The sequence below is a fragment of the Mycobacterium sp. genome (genome assembly GCF_035697385.1).
Lineage (GTDB): Bacteria > Actinomycetota > Actinomycetes > Mycobacteriales > Mycobacteriaceae > Mycobacterium.
The window spans coordinates 1-15576 of record NZ_DASSCY010000042.1 but is presented as its reverse complement, the minus strand read 5'-3'; the positions used below and the strand labels follow the sequence as shown (position 1 = coordinate 15576).

Here is a 15576-nt window from a genome sequence, read left to right as displayed (position 1 = left end):
CGCGCTATGCAGCGGAAGTTCGAGCGATCCGCTGCAATTCGTCGATTTCGACTCCGCAGCCACGTCCGGCCAAAGCCGCCTCGACCCTCGGCAGCCACTCCTGCGGACGTTCCTCGGCAGTCACCCGGATGACGATCCACCCGAGTGATTCGAGCATTCGCAGCCTCCCGATGGCATTGACGTCTTGATCCCCGTCGTACTCGACGGCGACCTGGAATTCCGGCCAACCCATACTCACGAATTCGACGGGGCGGGTGCCCACCAGTACCGGTATCTGCGTCTCAGGTCGCGGAAAGCCGTTGTCGGTCAACCACAACCGAATCCGGCTCTCCTGTGCAGACGCCGCTCCACCGTCGACTAGCGGCAGTAGTTCGCGCAACTGCCGGCTCCCTGGCGCTCTTCGATACCGTCGAGCGAGCGTCGCAACCTCGTCGACCAAGAAAGGCCGGCTCCACATCAATGCATCCAGTCGGGCCAGTGCCTCTGGCCGATCCAGGTGGCGCCCCAGATCGAACGCGGTGCGGATGCTTGTCGTCACGGGCAGACCTGCCAGCCGGGTGATCTCGTCATCGGCCACCTGCTCGGTGCGGAAAACCAGCCCCTCCTGCGGTTGGCGCTTGACGCCCACCACTTCGATGGGTTGCGCTGGATCCACCCACGGTGCGCCGTGCAGCGCGGATGCGACGAGCCCGGCGATGACGCCGCGGCGACCGGATGCGAGCCAGGCGGCGATGGCGCGGTCGCGCAGCGACAGTTCGGCGTTCTTCGGCGCGTAGACACCGCGATAAACAGTCCGGTATCGCTGCCGCAGCTCGTGACGGGTGACGCGGCCCGCCTTCACTGCTTCACCGCCTAAGAAGATTTCAGCCATGGCGCCATGGTGCCCGCCTGCACCGACAAACTTTGCGCTAAGGCTTCCAGCCTCGGCTGATCAACGCCGTACGCGCACGCTCGACGATGTCGGCCGGACGATCCTCTTTGATTACTTGGTCGACGATCCAGCCGAGCGCCCTGGCCCTGCGCAGTGATCGGATGTCCTTGGTGTACTGCCTGCGGCTCGTGCGGTGGTGATCGCCGTCGTACTCGGACACGACCATGAATTCCTCCCACCCCATGTCGGCCAGCCGAACGAGTCGCCCGCGGCCCTCGACGATGGGGATTTGGATTGTGGGCCTTGGTAATCCCGCGTCGATGTACAGCAACCGCAGCCAGGTCTCCCTCGGTGACGCAGCTCCACCATCGACAAGCGGCAGTGCGGCTCGTAGTGCCTTGAGGCCGCGGGCACCGCGGTGGCGCTTGGCCAGCAGCAGCACGTCTTCCTGGGAGAAGGGCGACGCCCGCATCAGCGCATCGAATGCTGTGCGGGCAGGCGTGGTTACGGCAATTCCCGCGACCTTGGTTATCTCGGCATCAGTCAATGCGTCCTTGCGAACAACCAGTCCGCTCTGCGGTCGCAGCCGGCAGGTCAGCTCGACCGGAATGTCTGCGTCGACCCACGAAGCACCATGCACCGCCGACGCCGCCACTCCCCCGACGATTCCTCGGCGGTCAGACGCCAGCCATGCTCCGTAGATGCGGTCCCCCAGCGACGGCTGTCTCGACCCGTATACACCGCGGTACATCGGCCGGTACCAACGCTGCAATTCATGTCTGGTCACGCGGCCGGCGGCAACCGCTTCGCTTCCTATGAACACTTCCCCCATGGCGGGAGAATGCCAGCGACCGCCGACATTTCACTCAGAGCGACGTTCTGCAGAGGAATTGCGAGTAACCCTCTGCAAAACGTGACTCTCGGGGAACTCGAACCAGCCCTAGACCATTTGGCGGCGGCCCGACAGCGCCCGGCCCAGCGTCAGCTCGTCGGCGAACTCCAGGTCCCCGCCCATCGGCAGACCCGAGGCGATACGCGTCACCGTCAGCCCAGGAATGTCGCGCAGCATCCGCACCAGGTACGTCGCGGTCGCCTCACCCTCGGTGTTCGGGTCCGTCGCGATGATCACCTCGGCGATGTCCACGCCGTCGACGCGTTCGCCAATCCTGTTGAGCAGCTCACGAATTCGCAACTGCTCAGGCCCGACGCCGGACAGCGGGTCAAGCGCACCGCCCAACACGTGGTAGCGCCCGCGGAATTCGCGCGTGCGCTCGACGGCCTGCACATCCTTGGGCTCCTCGACCACACACACCAAAGAGCCGTCGCGGCGCGAATCCGAACAGATGCGACAGCGGTCCTCGTCGGAGACGTTGCCGCACACCGCGCAGAACTTCACGCCGTCGCGCACCTTGTTCAACACGGCCGTCAGCCGGTCAATGTCAGGCGGTTCGACCGACAGCAAGTGGAATGCGATCCGCTGCGCGCTCTTCGGCCCGATCCCGGGCAGCTTGCCGAGCTCGTCGATCAGATCCTGGACGGGGCCTTCGAACAAGTCACAGCCCCGGCAAACCGAGCCCGCCCATCCCGCCCGCCAACGGCCCAAGCCGGTCGTGCGCGAGGATGGTGACTTGTTTCGATGCGTCGGCGATCGCCCCGACGATGAGATCCTGCAGCGTCTCGATGTCTGAGGGGTCCACGACCTTCGGGTCGATCGCCACCGCCACCACCTCGCCGCTGCCCTTCATGGTGACCTGCACCAGCCCGCCACCGGCCTGGCCGTGCACCTCAGCGTTGGCCAGCGCCTCCTGGGCTTCCATCAGCTGCTGCTGCACCTGCTGTGCCTGCGCGAGGAGTGCCGACATATCGGGTTGGCCTCCGGGTTGCATGACAGTCCCCTTGCGTATTGGTCTCGACTTGGTTTCTCTCGCTCGCACACGGCGGTTTGGACTTTCAGCCTAGTCGCCCAAGGGCTACCTTGACGCGGTGCACGTCCCAGCCAGCCTGCGTGTCGGCGCCGCAATCGCCATCGGCCTGCTTGTCGCCGCGTCGACCCTCGTCACCCCAGCCAACGCCGCCCCAGCCAACATCGCCGGCATGATCGTGTTCCTCGACCCCGGCCACAACGGCTCCAACGACGACTCGATCAGCAGGCAGGTGCCCACCGGCCGCGGCGGTACCAAGGACTGCCAGGCCAGCGGTACTTCCACCGAGGACGGCTACGCCGAACACACCTTCGCGTGGGACACCACCCTGCGTATCCGGCAGGCGTTGACCGCGCTGGGCGTGCGAACCGCCATGTCACGCGGCGACGACACCGGCCTCGGACCTTGCGTCGACGAGCGCGCCGCGATGGCCAACTCGCTGCGTCCCAACGCGATCGTCTCCGTCCACGCCGACGGCGGCCCGCCAACCGGCCGCGGCTTCCACGTCCTCTACTCCGCCCCGCCGCTCAACGACGCGCAGGCAGGGCCGTCGGTGCGGTTCGCGCAGATCATGCGCGACCAGCTGGCCGCCTCGGGCTTCGTGCCGTCCACCTACATCGGCAGCGGAGGCCTCAACCCCCGCTCCGACATCGCCGGCCTCAACCTGGCTCAATACCCGTCGATCCTGGTCGAGCTGGGCAACATGAAGAACCCCGTCGATTCCGGGTTGATGAAGACCCCGGAGGGGCGGCAGAAGTACGCCGACGCCGTGGTGCGGGGTATCGCGGGCTTCCTGGGAAGCTAGGAGCCCTCGACTTCCTTCTTCAGGTTCGCCAAGACCTCGCCCTGAATCTTGCGCAGCCCCAACGGCGCAAACGTCTTTTCGAAGAACCCGCCGATGCCGCCGGCGCCCTGCCACGACGTCTTGACTGTGACGGACGAGCCGGGCCCTGCTGGTGCGACGGTCCAGTTGGTCACCATCGTCGAGTTCGCGTCCTTCTCGATGACGGTGTGCCCGGCGACGTCGACGTTGGCCTTGACGTCGCGCACCCGCGACTTGGTGGCCTGCAGTTTCCACGTGGCCACGGTGCCTGCGCCCTGACCGCCTTCGAGCACCTGGTAGCCGCTGTAGTGCGAGGAGAGGATTTTCTGGCGCATGGCCTGGTAATCCGCCACGGCCGCCAACACTGTCTCGGGCGCGGCGTCGATCAAGACGCTGCTAGACGCGCTGACCTGTCCCATCGGGAAAACTCCTAGTTAGAGGTGGTGTGACGGTGTGATTCCGCCGTCATGTGGTCGCATCGGCTGCGACCGCGGACTAGCGTATATGCGTGTCTGTTGAGGGGAGCGACGCACGGGCTGCTCACGCTGCGGGCGTGCAGCGGCTTCTCGCGAGCTATCGGGCCATTCCTCCCAATGCCACCGTCCGGCTGGCCAAACCCACGTCGAACCTGTTCCGGGCGCGGGCCAAAAACACCGCTAAGGGGCTGGACGTCTCGGGGTTGACGGGCGTGATCGCCGTCGACCCCGATGCGCGCACCGCCGACGTGGCGGGTATGTGCACCTACGAGGACCTCGTCGCGGCCACGCTGCCCTACGGGCTGTCGCCGCTTGTGGTGCCGCAGCTGAAGACGATCACGCTCGGCGGGGCCGTCACCGGGCTCGGCATCGAGTCGACGTCGTTCCGCAACGGCCTGCCGCACGAGTCCGTACTGGAGATGGACATCTTGACCGGCACCGGCGACGTCATCACCGTATCGCCCGACCAGCACGCCGACCTGTTCCGCGCTTTCCCGAATTCCTATGGCACGCTTGGCTATTCGGTGCGCCTCAAGATCGAGCTGGAGCCCGTCAAGCCGTTTGTCGCGCTCAGGCACCTGCGCTTCAATTCGCTGCACGACTTGGTCGCGGCGATGGACCGCATCATCGAAACGGGCGGCATCGACGGCGTCAGAATCGACTACCTCGACGGCGTGGTTTTCAGCGCCGACGAAAGCTACCTGACTGTCGGCGTCCAGACGTCCACACCCGGGCCGGTCAGCGATTACACCGGCCAGCAGATCTACTACCGCTCCATCCAGCACCGCGACGGCGAGAAGCACGACCGGCTGACCATCCACGACTACCTCTGGCGCTGGGACACGGACTGGTTCTGGTGCTCGCGCGCTTTCGGCGCCCAGGACCCGCGCGTCCGCAGGCTGTGGCCGCGTCGCTTCCGGCGCAGCAGCTTCTACTGGAAGCTCATCGGCTACGACCAGCGCTTCAACATCGCCGACCGCATCGAGATGCGCAACGGCCGACCGCCGCGCGAGCGCGTCGTGCAGGACGTCGAGCTGCCCATCGGGAAAACCGCTGAGTTCCTCGAGTGGTTCCTGGAGAACGTCCCCATCGAGCCGATCTGGTTGTGTCCGCTGCGCCTGCGCGAGGACGGACGATGGCCGCTCTATCCGATCCAGCCGCACCACACCTACGTCAACGTCGGCTTCTGGTCGTCGGTGCCTGTCGGGCCAGAAGAGGGGTACACCAACAAGGTGATCGAACGTAAAGTCAGCGACCTCGACGGGCACAAGTCGCTGTACTCGGACGCGTATTACAGCCAAGACGAGTTCGACGAACTCTACGGCGGGGAAACCTACAAGACCGTAAAGAAGACATACGACCCCGATTCACGGCTGCTCGACCTATATGCGAAAGCGGTGCAACGTCGATGAGCGCTTGCGCGAAGAGCGGAGGACAGCGATGAGCGCTTGCGCGAAGAGCGGAGGACAGCGATGACGACATTTCGAGAAAATTCGGCTCATGCGCCGGACAGGAAGCTGACCCTGGCTGAGATCCTCGAGATCTTCGCCGCCGGCCGGGTGCCACTGAAGTTCACCGCGTACGACGGCAGCACGGCCGGGCCTGAGGACGCCGAGATCGGGCTGGATCTGCGCACCCCGCGCGGCACCACGTACCTGGCCACCGCACCAGGCGAACTGGGGCTGGCCCGCGCGTACGTCTCGGGCGACGTTGAACCGCACGGCGTGCACCCCGGCGACCCGTACGAGCTTCTCAAGGCGCTTGCCGAGAAGATGGACTTCAAGCGGCCGCCCGCGCGGGTGCTTGCCAACATCGTCCGCTCCATCGGCCTGGAGCACCTCAAGCCGATCGCGCCACCGCCGCAGGAGGCGATGCCACGCTGGCGCCGCATGGCAGAAGGCTTGCGGCACAGCCGAACCCGTGACGCTGAGGCCATCCATCACCACTACGACGTGTCCAACACTTTCTACGAATGGGTGCTCGGCCCCTCGATGACCTACACGTGCGCCTGCTACCCGCACCCCGGCGCGACGCTGGAAGAAGCGCAGGAGAACAAGTACCGGCTGGTGTTCGAGAAGCTGCGGCTCAAGGAAGGCGATCGGCTGCTCGACGTCGGGTGCGGCTGGGGCGGCATGGTCCGCTACGCGGCCAGGCACGGGGTGAAGGCGATCGGCGTCACGCTGTCCAAAGAGCAGGCCACCTGGGGTCAGAAGGCCATCGCCGAGGAAGGCCTGACCGACCTGGCCGAGGTCCGCCACTGCGACTACCGCGACGTCCGGGAGTCAGGGTTTGACGCCGTGTCGTCGATCGGTTTGACCGAGCACATCGGCGTGCACAACTATCCGTCCTACTTCCGTTTCCTGAAGTCCAAGATGCGAACCGGCGCGCTGCTGCTCAACCACTGCATCACCCGGCCCGACAACCGGACGGGGGCGACGGCCGGCGGTTTCATCGACCGCTACGTGTTCCCCGACGGTGAGCTGACGGGCTCTGGCCGCATCATCACCGAGGCCCAGGACATCGGCCTTGAGGTCGTGCACGAGGAGAATCTGCGCCACCACTACGCGCTGACCCTGCGCGACTGGTGCGCCAACCTCGTCGAGCATTGGGACGAGGCGGTCGAGGAGGTCGGGCTGCCCACCGCGAAGGTGTGGGGGCTGTACATGGCCGGTTCACGACTGGGTTTCGAGACGAACGTCGTTCAGCTGCACCAGGTTCTGGCGGTCAAGCTCGATTCGCACGGAAACGACGGCGGTCTGCCGCTTCGCCCGTGGTGGTCGCCTTAGGGCTCAGCTCCGGGTGGACATCCTTTCTGCCCGCCTCTATGCGACTTTGTCGCAACAAATACCTGACTCGGTCGAAGTGTGCAGACATACTGAATATTGCAGTGAGGGCTGCATTTTTCCGCGGGTCACGACCCTAGAAGCAATATTGAGGCGGGCGCAGACGCGGGGGGCGTCAGCCGCCTTCGATACGACGCGCGCCGAGTTCGTTCTGCAGTAGCTCTAGCGCCGCTTCCTCCGGATCGCGCCGCGGCGCATCGGAGGTGTCGCTGCTGGCCTCGGCCAGCATGCTCTCCTCTTCGTCGTCGCGCTGCGGCGGCTGGGGCGCGGCCTGCTCGACCGGCTCCGGATCAGGCTGGCCGCCGCCGGTCTCGCAGCGAATCCTCCAGTCGACGCCGAGCGCATCCTTGAGCGCATCGCGAATGACATCGGAATTGCGTTGCTCCACAAGCCGTTTGGCCAGCGGCGCGGACTCATGGCTGAGCACCAGGGTGTCGCCCTCGACGGCACGCACGATTGCGCCTGCCAGCATCACCTCGGTGGTGCGGCTGCGCTGACGGACCTTCTCGCGCACCGTCGTCCACATGCTGCGGACGGCTGCCGCGTTGGGCTCGCCCGTCACGGCTGCAGGTGGCGGCGCCTCCACCACCGGGTCCGACGGCGGCCGTACCGGCGGCGGTGAGGGCGGCGGCGGTTCGGGGGCCGGTTCCGGCTGCGGCTCAACGGCTTTCGGCTGCGGTTCAACGGCTTTGGGCGCTGGCTCAGCCGCTTTGGGTGCTGGCTCAGCAGCGGTTGGCTTGGGCTCGACCGCTTTGGTCCTGCGGGTGAACTGCTTCGGCGGCCCAATCGGCGTGGCCGCGGCGGCGTCGGATGCCGGAATCGACACCTCGAGCCGCGTCTCGATGCGTTCGATGCGCTGCAGCAGTGCCGCTTCGGTGTCGCTGGCCGACGGCAGCAGCAGCCGGGCGCAGACCACCTCCAGCAGCAGCCGTGGCGCTGTGGCTCCCCGCATCTCCCCCAGCCCCGCATGCACCACCTCGGCATAGCGGGTGAGCGTGGCCGTGCCGATTCGCGTCGCCTGATCCCGCATCCGCTCCAAGATGTCTTCCGGGCCGTCGACCACACCTCGCGCCACCGCGTCGGGCACCGCCTGCAGCACGATCAGGTCGCGGAACCGTTCCAGCAGGTCGGTGGCGAACCGCCGCGGGTCGTGGCCGGCGTCGATCACCGCCTCGATGGCCCCGAATAGCGCCGCGGCGTCCCCGGCGGCCAGCGCGTCAACCGCGACGTCGATCAGCGCCACGTCCGTCGCACCCAGCAGCGCCAGCGCACGCGGATAGGTGACGCGACTGCTCTCCGCCCCGGCCAACAGCTGGTCGAGCACCGAGAGCGTGTCACGCGGTGAGCCGCCGCCTGCCCTGATGACCAGCGGATACACCGCGTCGTCGACGGTGACGTCCTCTTGGGTGCAGATGCTCTCCAGCAGTGTCCGCATGGTCCGCGGCGCCAGCAGCCGGAACGGGTAGTGATGGGTACGCGAGCGGATGGTGGGCAACACCTTTTCCGGCTCGGTGGTCGCGAAGACGAAGATCAGGTGGTCCGGCGGCTCCTCGACGATCTTCAGCAGCGCGTTGAAGCCGGCGGTGGTGACCATGTGCGCTTCGTCGACGATGAAGATGCGGTAGCGGGACTGCGCAGGTGCGTAGAAGGCGCGGTCACGAAGCTCGCGGGTGTCGTCCACGCCGCCGTGGCTGGCCGCGTCGAGCTCGACGACGTCGACGCTGCCGGGCCCGTTGGGCGCCAGCGCCACACACGAGTCGCACACCCCGCACGGCGTGGGTGTCGGCCCTTTCTCACAGTTCAGCGAGCGGGCGAGGATGCGCGCCGATGACGTCTTCCCGCATCCCCGCGGCCCGGAGAATAGATAGGCGTGGTTGATGCGGCCGGCCGACAGCGCGGTGGATAGCGGCTCGGTGACGTGCTCCTGGCCGACCACGTCGGCGAAGGTTGCCGGTCGGTACTTGCGGTAGAGCGCCACGCTCAGCAGGCTACCGACGCGGTCCGACTGATGGACACGTCAGGCCTTGAGCAGGGATTCGGTGGCGGCGAGCAGCGCGCAGGTCGCAAGGCCGTCCACCGCGTCACGCAGCTCGGGCTCCGCGGGGAACGACGGTGCGATCCGGATGTTCTTGTCGTCCGGGTCTTTTCGATACGGGAACGCCGATCCAGCCTCGGTGACGGCGATGCCCGCATCCTTGGCCAGGGCGATGGTGCGCCGGGCCGTGCCTGGCAATACGTCGAGGCTGACGAAGTAGCCGCCCTTGGGATCGGTCCACGATGCGATCTTGGACTCACCCAACCGGTCCTCGAGGATTTCTGCAACCAGTGAGAACTTCGGCGCCAGGATCTGCTGGTGCCTCTGCATCTGCAGGCGCACCCCGTCCGCGTCGCCGAAGAACCGCAGGTGCCGCAGTTGGTTGACCTTGTCGGGGCCGATCGATTTCTTGCCCGCGTACTGCAGATACCAGGCGATGTTGCCAAGCGATCCGCCGAAGAAGCTGACGCCCGCACCGGCGAAGGTGATCTTCGAGGTGGACGCGAACACGTGCGGCCGGTTGGGATTGTTGGCCGCCGCGGCCAGGCCAAGGATGTCGACCTGGCGGACGAAGTCGTGAGTCAGGGTGTGCACCGGGTAGGCGTTGTCCCACATCAGCCGGAAATCGCTTGCGGCGGTTTTCATTTGGACCAGCCGTCGGACCGTCTCCCATGAGTACGTGGCGCCGGTCGGGTTGGAGTAGACCGGAACGCACCACATGCCCTTGATGGCCTGGTCGGCGGCGACAAGTTCTTCGATCACGTCGACGTCTGGGCCGTCCTCGCGCATCGGCACGGGGATCATCTCGATATCGAGGCTCTCGGTGATCGCGAAGTGCCGGTCGTAACCGGGCGATGGGCACAGGAACTTCACGGCTGGTTCCTGAATCCACGGGCGGGGCGAATCGACGCCGCCGTGCAGCATGGAGAAGACCACCACGTCGTGCATCAGCTCGAGGCTGGCGTTGTTGCCCGCAATCAGGTTGGGCACGGGAATGCCCAGCAACTCGCCGAAGATCGCGCGCAGCTCAGGCAGGCCGTGCAGGCCGCCGTAGTTACGGGTGTCGGTGCCGTCCCCGTCCCGGAAATCCTCACCGGGCAGGCTCAGCAGCTCGTTGGACAGATCCAGCTGGGCCGGGGAGGGCTTGCCGCGGGTGAGGTCGAGCTTGAGGCCCTTGGCCTGCAGTTCGCTGTAGCTGCGCTGCTGGCTCTCGTGCTGTGCGAGCAGTTCGTCACGGCCCAGAGACTGAAACGACACCGCGCACCTTTCGCCGTCACCGACGTGGATTGAAAGAAGGGGACCCCGCGCACCCGCCAGAGCCCATTGACCCTTGCTGCCTTCCGGCCCTGGGGGAGTTCACAGGATAGACGCCGCGCGGGGTCCACGGCGAGTCTAATACCCCGGGACCTAGCGGCTCGACGGGCGCATGGCACAGGTCGGCTACCATGGCCCGCGGAGGATTCGCCTAGTGGCCTATGGCGCTCGCCTGGAACGCGGGTTGGGTTAATAGCCCTCAGGGGTTCAAATCCCCTATCCTCCGCACTCGGCCCGGGGTGCGACCAGCTGATCGGTAGGCCGGTCGCACCTTGGCCAACAAACTCGAGGAGGAGCATGCGGCGCTGGGTCGCGGTGTCGTGGCACGCATCGTTCTCGGCTGTCGCCGCTCTTCTCTACTTCTTGTTCGTGCTGCCCCGCTGGTGGGAGCTGATGGGCGAGACGTCGCACACTCTCGGGACAGTGCTGCGGATCGTCGTCGGCGCGCTGATCGGGCTGGCCGCGCTGCCGGTGGTGTTCACGCTGCTGCGAACCCGCAGGCCCGAGTTCGGTACACCGCAGCTGGCGCTGACCCTGCGGACCTCGTCGATCGTCCTGCATGTGGTGGCCGGCGTGCTGATCATCGGCACCGCGATCAGCGAGATCTGGCTGTCGCTCGACGACGCCGGTCAGTGGCTGTTCGGCATCTACGGCGCCGCGGCCGCGATCGCGCTGCTCGGAATTTTCGCCTTCTACCTGGCCTTCGTCGCCGAGCTGCCGCCGCCTCCGCCTAAGCCGCTGAAACCCAGGCAGCGCACGCAACGCCGAGGGCGCGGCAAGTCCGAGGAATCCGCAGACGAGGCCGAGGCCGTGCCGCAGGACGAGACCGCCGAAGACGCCGAGCCAGCGGAAGCCGACGACGCCGAGGAGCAGCCGGCCGAGGTCACCGCCGAAGCCGAAGAGCCGGAGTCCTCGGCCGAGGAACCGGAGTCGGCGGCTGAGGAAGTGCCGAAAGCGGACGCCGAAACCGCGGCCGAGGAGCCTGCCGAGGCCGAGGCCACCAACGGCAAGTTGCGCAACCGCAGGCCGTCAGGCAAGACAACCCCCGAGCGACGTCGGCGCAGGCGGTTGCGCGGCGGCGTCGCTGTCGAGGATTAGTGTCTGCACGTTAATGGTGCGCGAATTTTTCAGGGGCGCCTGCCTTTTCGGCCCTTCGACTGATCGCTGAAACTTCCATCCAGGCCTGAATCACGCGGATGGCAGCGCCGATGTTGCCGACCTGGCAGTGGTTGCTCGCCTCTTCGGCTGCGGTGAATGTGCGGGTGGTGACCGACCGCGCGCGCACCAGGTTGGCCGCCTGCCGCCGCAACTGCTTCAGCGGGACGTAGTGGTCGTCGGCGCCGGCAAGCAACAAGACATCGGCGGTTACCAGTTGTGACACACGCCGGGTGTTGAATCTGGTGGTTGAGCGGATGAACTCGTAGGCCGTCCGGGTTCCCGTGACGTGCATCCCTTGCTGCAGTCCCCACGCGGCGACTGGTTTGCGTCCGATCGCACGACGCGCGACGGCGTTGACGATCCCCTTGGCGCGCAAGGCCAGCAGCACGCGCAGCGCCGGTGTCACCCCGCGACCGATCTGACGGGCCATTACCTCGAATTCGTCGTCGAGAATGTCCATGCTCACCACACGGCTGATTCGCGGCTCGAACGCGGCAGCCCGTATGACGAGTCCACCGCCGAGGGATTCGCCGACCACGGTTACGTCGTCAAGCTGGTAATGGTCGAGCACAGCGGCCACCGGTCGCTCCCATTCGGGAATCATCGGCAGGCCATGGTCTTCCAGGGCGCCGCCCTGACCCGGTCCTTCGAATGCGATGACCCGGTGCCCCGCGTCGACCATCGTGGCGAGCATCGGCAGGAACTCCTCGACGTAGCTGTCGAATCCGCCGAAGACGACGATGGTGTGTCCGGTTTCCGCCTCCGGATGTAGATCGATAGCGGGCAACGCCGCGCCGCTGTATGGCACCTCGTCGAGGGTGACGTCGTACAGGGTTCGCATCGTCTGCGCGAACCGGTTCCTGGCGGCCGGGCGGCGCGGATCGTCGGGGCTCATGAAGAACTCTGCTGCCCGGTCGTAATACGCCGACGCCAAGTGGCGGCCTGCCTGGCGAGCGGCTTCGGCCAAGCCGAGGAAGCCGTCGATCCATTCGGGATAGGTCTCGCAGCCTGCTGCCAGTTTTGCGACCTCAGCGATCGCAGCCGCGCCGATCCACTGCACCCATCGGTTGCACTGGAAGTTCAGGCTCAGGTCGTTGTGGAAGTGGTGATACCCGACCCCGGGTGTGCTGCCGGTGCAGTCGAGGCGTGGCGCTGACGGAAACATGGCGCTTCTCCTATCGCAAGTCAACTTGCAATAGATCATGCATCCGCTTGGAGCGTTATTGCAAGTGGACTTGCGATAGGGTCGGGTGGTGAACGCTCCCGCATCGCATCGCCGCGGTGAACACGTCCGCCGCACCGTGCTGGCCGCGGCGTTCGATGAGCTCGCCGAGAACGGTGCCGGCGCCGCGACTGTCGCCGGGGTCGCGCGGCGATCGGGGGTCCATGAGACGACGATCTACCGGCGATGGGTCACGAAGGAGAAGCTGTTCGTCGAGGCGATGCTGAGCCGCAGCGCCGAGGAGATACCCACACCGGACACCGGGTCCATCCGCGGCGACCTGGTCTCGGTCGTGCGCTCGGTGATCGCCTACGTGACATCTCCTGTCGGCCTCGCGGCGCTGCATGTGGCGTCGCTGACAGTCGATGACAGTCGGGACGCGCGCAGAGCATTTTGGGCCGGCCGGCTCGATGCGTTGCGGCCGGTCGTCGAACGGGGCATCGCCCGCGGCGAGCTGCGGCCGGACACCGATGCCGGGCTGCTTCTGGAGGCCCTCATCTCGCCTCTGCACGTCAGGCTGTTGCTCACCGGCGAGCCGATCGACGCGATACTGGCTGAGCGAATCGTCGATCTGGTTCTCGAGGGCGCCCGACGTCGACAGCCGCGCACTTCACGGCCGGTATGAGGAGATGGGCAAAACCGACTCCCTTCGCCCGCTGACGCTGGGTCCGTATTCGTTGGCAGAGACGACCGAGCCGGCTCGACGTCGCCGCAGTCGAGGATTAATAATCCCGTCATCGGGCACTATGGGCACATGGGCAAATCGCACCTTCGTCGCTCGTGGGCGACGCTGCTGATCGCGCTCGCCGCGATCGTGGCTCTGGTCGCTCCGCTGCATCCGGCCCCTGCCGTGGCAGCTCCCGTCGATGCCGTCGCCGCGGCAGCCCAGGTCGAGCCTGCCGTCGTGCGCATCGACACCGAGATCGACTACCAGGGCGCGATCGGCGTCGGCACCGGCATCGTGCTCGACCCGAACGGACAGGTACTCACCAACTTCCACGTCGTGCAGGGCGCCGACCGCATTCACGCGACCGTCGCCGGGCGATCCTTCCCCGCCGAACTGGTCGGTTACGACCGCGGGCACGACGTCGCCGTGCTGCAACTTCTCGGCGCGGGCGGGCTACCTGTGGCGCCCATCGGTGACTCCGCACATCTGGTCGAAGGCGAACCGGTCGTCGCGCTCGGCAACGCGCGAGGCAGCGACAGCCCGCTGACACGCGAGGTCGGAAACGTCACCGGCTTCGGCCGCACCGTCAACGCCGAGGATGCGCTGACCGGAAGTTCGGACGAGCTGACCGGCCTGATCGAGTTCGCGGCGCCGGTTCGCGCGGGCGATTCCGGCGGCCCGGTGGTGAACAGCGCAGGCCAGGTCGTCGGCATCACGACGGCCGCGTCGGTGAACTTCCGCCTGGGCCCCGGCGGCGAAGGCTTCGCGATTCCGATCAATGACGCGATGGGTGTCGCAGGCCAGATCCGTGCACGCGTGCCCTCCGACTCGGTGCACATCGGTCCGCCGGTGCTGCTCGGTGTTGGCGTCAGGACGGCGTCGCGACGGGATCCAGGCGTGCTCATCGCCGACGTGCTGCGTGGTGGGCCCGCCGAGCAGGCCGGGCTTGTGAGCGGCGACATCCTCACGATGCTCGACGGCACGCCGCTGGATTCGGCCACCACGCTGACGTACGTGCTGGACCGCCACTATCCAGGTGACGTCATCGACCTGGTCTGGATCGACGCCGGCGGCCAGGAACGCACCGGCAAGGCGGCGCTCACCGCTGGCCTGTGACTTGACCCAAAGGTGTCGAACCACCGGCGGCGCCACCCTATGCTGAGCGAGTGCCCAACATCACTCCTTTTCGGGTCGTTCAGTGGACGACCGGCAACGTCGGAAAAAGCTCAGTAGCGGCGATCGCCGCCAACCCCACCCTGGAACTCGTCGGCTGTTACGCCTGGTCAAAGGACAAGGTGGGCCGCGACGTCGGTGAATTGGCCGGCATCGAACCGCTCGGCATCGCCGCCACCAACGACGTCGATGCCCTGCTGGCCCTGAAACCCGACGTGGTCGTCTACAACCCGATGTGGATCGACGTCGACGAACTGGTTCGCATCCTCGAGGCGGGTGTGAATGTCGTGGCGACAGCGTCGTTCATCACCGGCCACAACCAGGGCGCCGGCCGCGACAAGATCGCCGAGGCGTGCCAGCGCGGCGGGTCGACGATGTTCGGGTCCGGTATCAGCCCCGGCTACGTCAATCAGCTGTCCGTCGTGGCTGCAGGCATCTGCGACCGCGTCGACAAGATCACCGTCAACGAGGCCGCCGACACCACCTTCTACGACTCACCGGCCACGGAGAAACCGGTCGGCTTCGGCCAGCCCATCGACCATCCCGATCTGCAGGCGATGACCGCGCACGGCACCGGTGTTTTCGGCGAGGCGGTGCGCATGGTCGGCGACGCCCTTGGCATCGAACTCGACGAGGTGCGCTGCGACGCCGAGTACGCGCAGACGACAGAAGACCTCGACCTGGGTTCATGGACCATCCCGGCCGGCTGCGTGGCAGGCGTGTACGCCAGCTGGAAGGGCATCGTCGGCGAAAAGACCGTCGTCGAGATCAACGTTCGTTGGCGCAAAGGCCAAGCGCTGGAACCGGATTGGAAGATCGACCAGGACGGCTGGGTGATCGAGGTCGCAGGCAGGCCAACGGTGACCATGACAGTCGGCTTCCTGCCGCCTCCCGACTTCGAAGCCACCACACTCGAGGAGTTCATGGTGCTCGGCCACATCATGACGGCGACGCCGCCACTCAACGCGATTCCCGCCGTCGTCGCTGCGCCGCCGGGCATCGTGACATACAACGATCTGCCGCTGATTCTGCCGCGCGGCGTCGCGCCGCAACGCTAACGTCGCCCCGCAAC

General features: G+C 66.6%; 15 protein-coding genes, 1 tRNA gene and 1 other RNA gene. 8 read left to right on the top strand and 9 right to left on the bottom strand.

Translation table 11 applies throughout. The annotated features are described in order from the left end of the window. Positions 1-4 precede the first annotated feature (4 nt). The 4 genes from VFH65_RS03960 to VFH65_RS03945 form a co-directional block, all read right to left on the bottom strand. Complete coding sequence (locus tag VFH65_RS03960) at positions 5-871, bottom strand: hypothetical protein (RefSeq protein ID WP_353319831.1); 867 nt, start codon at positions 869-871, stop codon at positions 5-7. Positions 872-908: 37 nt separating this feature from the next. Continuing rightward, positions 909-1703: a hypothetical protein gene (locus tag VFH65_RS03955; RefSeq protein WP_353319830.1), complete on the bottom strand. Its 795-nt coding sequence runs from the start codon at positions 1701-1703 to the stop codon at positions 909-911. Between the two features lie 108 nt (positions 1704-1811). After that, positions 1812-2423 carry a recombination mediator RecR gene (recR, locus tag VFH65_RS03950; protein ID WP_353319829.1) on the bottom strand — a complete coding sequence of 204 codons (612 nt, stop codon included), beginning with the start codon at positions 2421-2423 and terminating at the stop codon, positions 1812-1814. Position 2424: 1 nt separating this feature from the next. Then, positions 2425-2757, bottom strand: a complete 333-nt coding sequence (locus VFH65_RS03945) for a YbaB/EbfC family nucleoid-associated protein (RefSeq protein ID WP_414688349.1) — start codon at positions 2755-2757, stop codon at positions 2425-2427. Between the two features lie 97 nt (positions 2758-2854). Here VFH65_RS03945 and VFH65_RS03940 point away from each other — a divergent pair, with 97 nt between their 5' ends. Next, positions 2855-3598 (top strand): Rv3717 family N-acetylmuramoyl-L-alanine amidase, encoded by a 744-nt coding sequence (locus VFH65_RS03940; protein WP_353319828.1) that lies wholly within the window; start codon positions 2855-2857, stop codon positions 3596-3598. On the opposite strand, the gene VFH65_RS03935 is transcribed toward VFH65_RS03940, so the two are convergent. Beyond that, positions 3595-4035, bottom strand: coding sequence for an SRPBCC family protein (locus tag VFH65_RS03935; protein ID WP_353319827.1), 441 nt, complete (start codon positions 4033-4035; stop codon positions 3595-3597). The genes VFH65_RS03940 and VFH65_RS03935 overlap by 4 nt on opposite strands. Positions 4036-4124: 89 nt before the next feature. On the opposite strand from VFH65_RS03935, the gene VFH65_RS03930 reads away from it, so the two are divergent. Both VFH65_RS03930 and VFH65_RS03925 read left to right on the top strand, forming a co-directional pair. After that, complete coding sequence (locus tag VFH65_RS03930) at positions 4125-5504, top strand: FAD-binding oxidoreductase (RefSeq protein ID WP_353319826.1); 1380 nt, start codon at positions 4125-4127, stop codon at positions 5502-5504. Positions 5505-5564: 60 nt separating this feature from the next. Then, positions 5565-6878: a class I SAM-dependent methyltransferase gene (locus tag VFH65_RS03925; RefSeq protein ID WP_353319825.1), complete on the top strand. Its 1314-nt coding sequence runs from the start codon at positions 5565-5567 to the stop codon at positions 6876-6878. Positions 6879-7050: 172 nt separating this feature from the next. Here VFH65_RS03925 and VFH65_RS03920 read toward each other — a convergent pair whose 3' ends face one another. From VFH65_RS03920 to ffs, 3 genes are all read right to left on the bottom strand, one after another. Beyond that, a complete protein-coding gene (locus VFH65_RS03920; protein WP_353319824.1) occupies positions 7051-8913 on the bottom strand; it encodes a DNA polymerase III subunits gamma/tau in 1863 nt (620 codons plus the stop codon). 39 nt (positions 8914-8952) lie between these two features. Continuing rightward, on the bottom strand, positions 8953-10227 hold the full coding sequence (locus VFH65_RS03915) for an aminotransferase class I/II-fold pyridoxal phosphate-dependent enzyme (RefSeq protein WP_353319823.1): 1275 nt from the start codon (positions 10225-10227) through the stop codon (positions 8953-8955). Between the two features lie 34 nt (positions 10228-10261). Next, an RNA gene (gene ffs, locus VFH65_RS03910) (signal recognition particle sRNA small type) lies at positions 10262-10356 on the bottom strand. A gap of 68 nt (positions 10357-10424) precedes the next feature. Between ffs and VFH65_RS03905 the strand changes: the two genes are divergently transcribed. Together VFH65_RS03905 and VFH65_RS03900 are read left to right on the top strand one after the other, a co-directional pair. Further along, positions 10425-10510, top strand: a tRNA-Ser gene (locus VFH65_RS03905). 71 nt (positions 10511-10581) lie between these two features. Next, positions 10582-11382: a hypothetical protein gene (locus tag VFH65_RS03900; RefSeq protein ID WP_353319822.1), complete on the top strand. Its 801-nt coding sequence runs from the start codon at positions 10582-10584 to the stop codon at positions 11380-11382. Between the two features lie 10 nt (positions 11383-11392). On the opposite strand, the gene VFH65_RS03895 is transcribed toward VFH65_RS03900, so the two are convergent. After that, entirely contained in the window at positions 11393-12607 is a 1215-nt protein-coding gene (locus tag VFH65_RS03895; protein WP_353319821.1) for an alpha/beta fold hydrolase, read from the bottom strand. Positions 12608-12695: 88 nt separating this feature from the next. Between VFH65_RS03895 and VFH65_RS03890 the strand changes: the two genes are divergently transcribed. The 3 genes from VFH65_RS03890 (at position 12696) to VFH65_RS03880 (ending at position 15562) form a co-directional block, all read left to right on the top strand. After that, positions 12696-13289, top strand: a complete 594-nt coding sequence (locus VFH65_RS03890; RefSeq protein ID WP_353319820.1) for a TetR-like C-terminal domain-containing protein — start codon at positions 12696-12698, stop codon at positions 13287-13289. Between the two features lie 129 nt (positions 13290-13418). Next, a complete protein-coding gene (locus tag VFH65_RS03885; protein WP_353319819.1) occupies positions 13419-14447 on the top strand; it encodes a S1C family serine protease in 1029 nt (342 codons plus the stop codon). Between the two features lie 59 nt (positions 14448-14506). After that, positions 14507-15562, top strand: coding sequence for a dihydrodipicolinate reductase (locus VFH65_RS03880; protein WP_414688350.1), 1056 nt, complete (start codon positions 14507-14509; stop codon positions 15560-15562). The last annotated feature ends 14 nt before the right edge of the window (positions 15563-15576 follow it).

Bases quoted from the DNA above. Each gene is read 5' to 3' on its own strand.
- VFH65_RS03960 (WP_353319831.1), bottom strand. From the start codon at position 871: ATGGCTGAAATCTTCTTAGGCGGTGAAGCAGTGAAGGCGGGCCGCGTC.
- VFH65_RS03955 (WP_353319830.1), bottom strand. From the start codon at position 1,703: ATGGGGGAAGTGTTCATAGGAAGCGAAGCGGTTGCCGCCGGCCGCGTG.
- VFH65_RS03945 (WP_414688349.1), bottom strand. From the start codon at position 2,757: ATGCAACCCGGAGGCCAACCCGATATGTCGGCACTCCTCGCGCAGGCA.
- VFH65_RS03935 (WP_353319827.1), bottom strand. From the start codon at position 4,035: ATGGGACAGGTCAGCGCGTCTAGCAGCGTCTTGATCGACGCCGCGCCC.
- VFH65_RS03925 (WP_353319825.1), top strand. From the start codon at position 5,565: ATGACGACATTTCGAGAAAATTCGGCTCATGCGCCGGACAGGAAGCTG.
- VFH65_RS03900 (WP_353319822.1), top strand. From the start codon at position 10,582: ATGCGGCGCTGGGTCGCGGTGTCGTGGCACGCATCGTTCTCGGCTGTC.
- VFH65_RS03895 (WP_353319821.1), bottom strand. From the start codon at position 12,607: ATGTTTCCGTCAGCGCCACGCCTCGACTGCACCGGCAGCACACCCGGG.
- VFH65_RS03885 (WP_353319819.1), top strand. From the start codon at position 13,419: ATGGGCAAATCGCACCTTCGTCGCTCGTGGGCGACGCTGCTGATCGCG.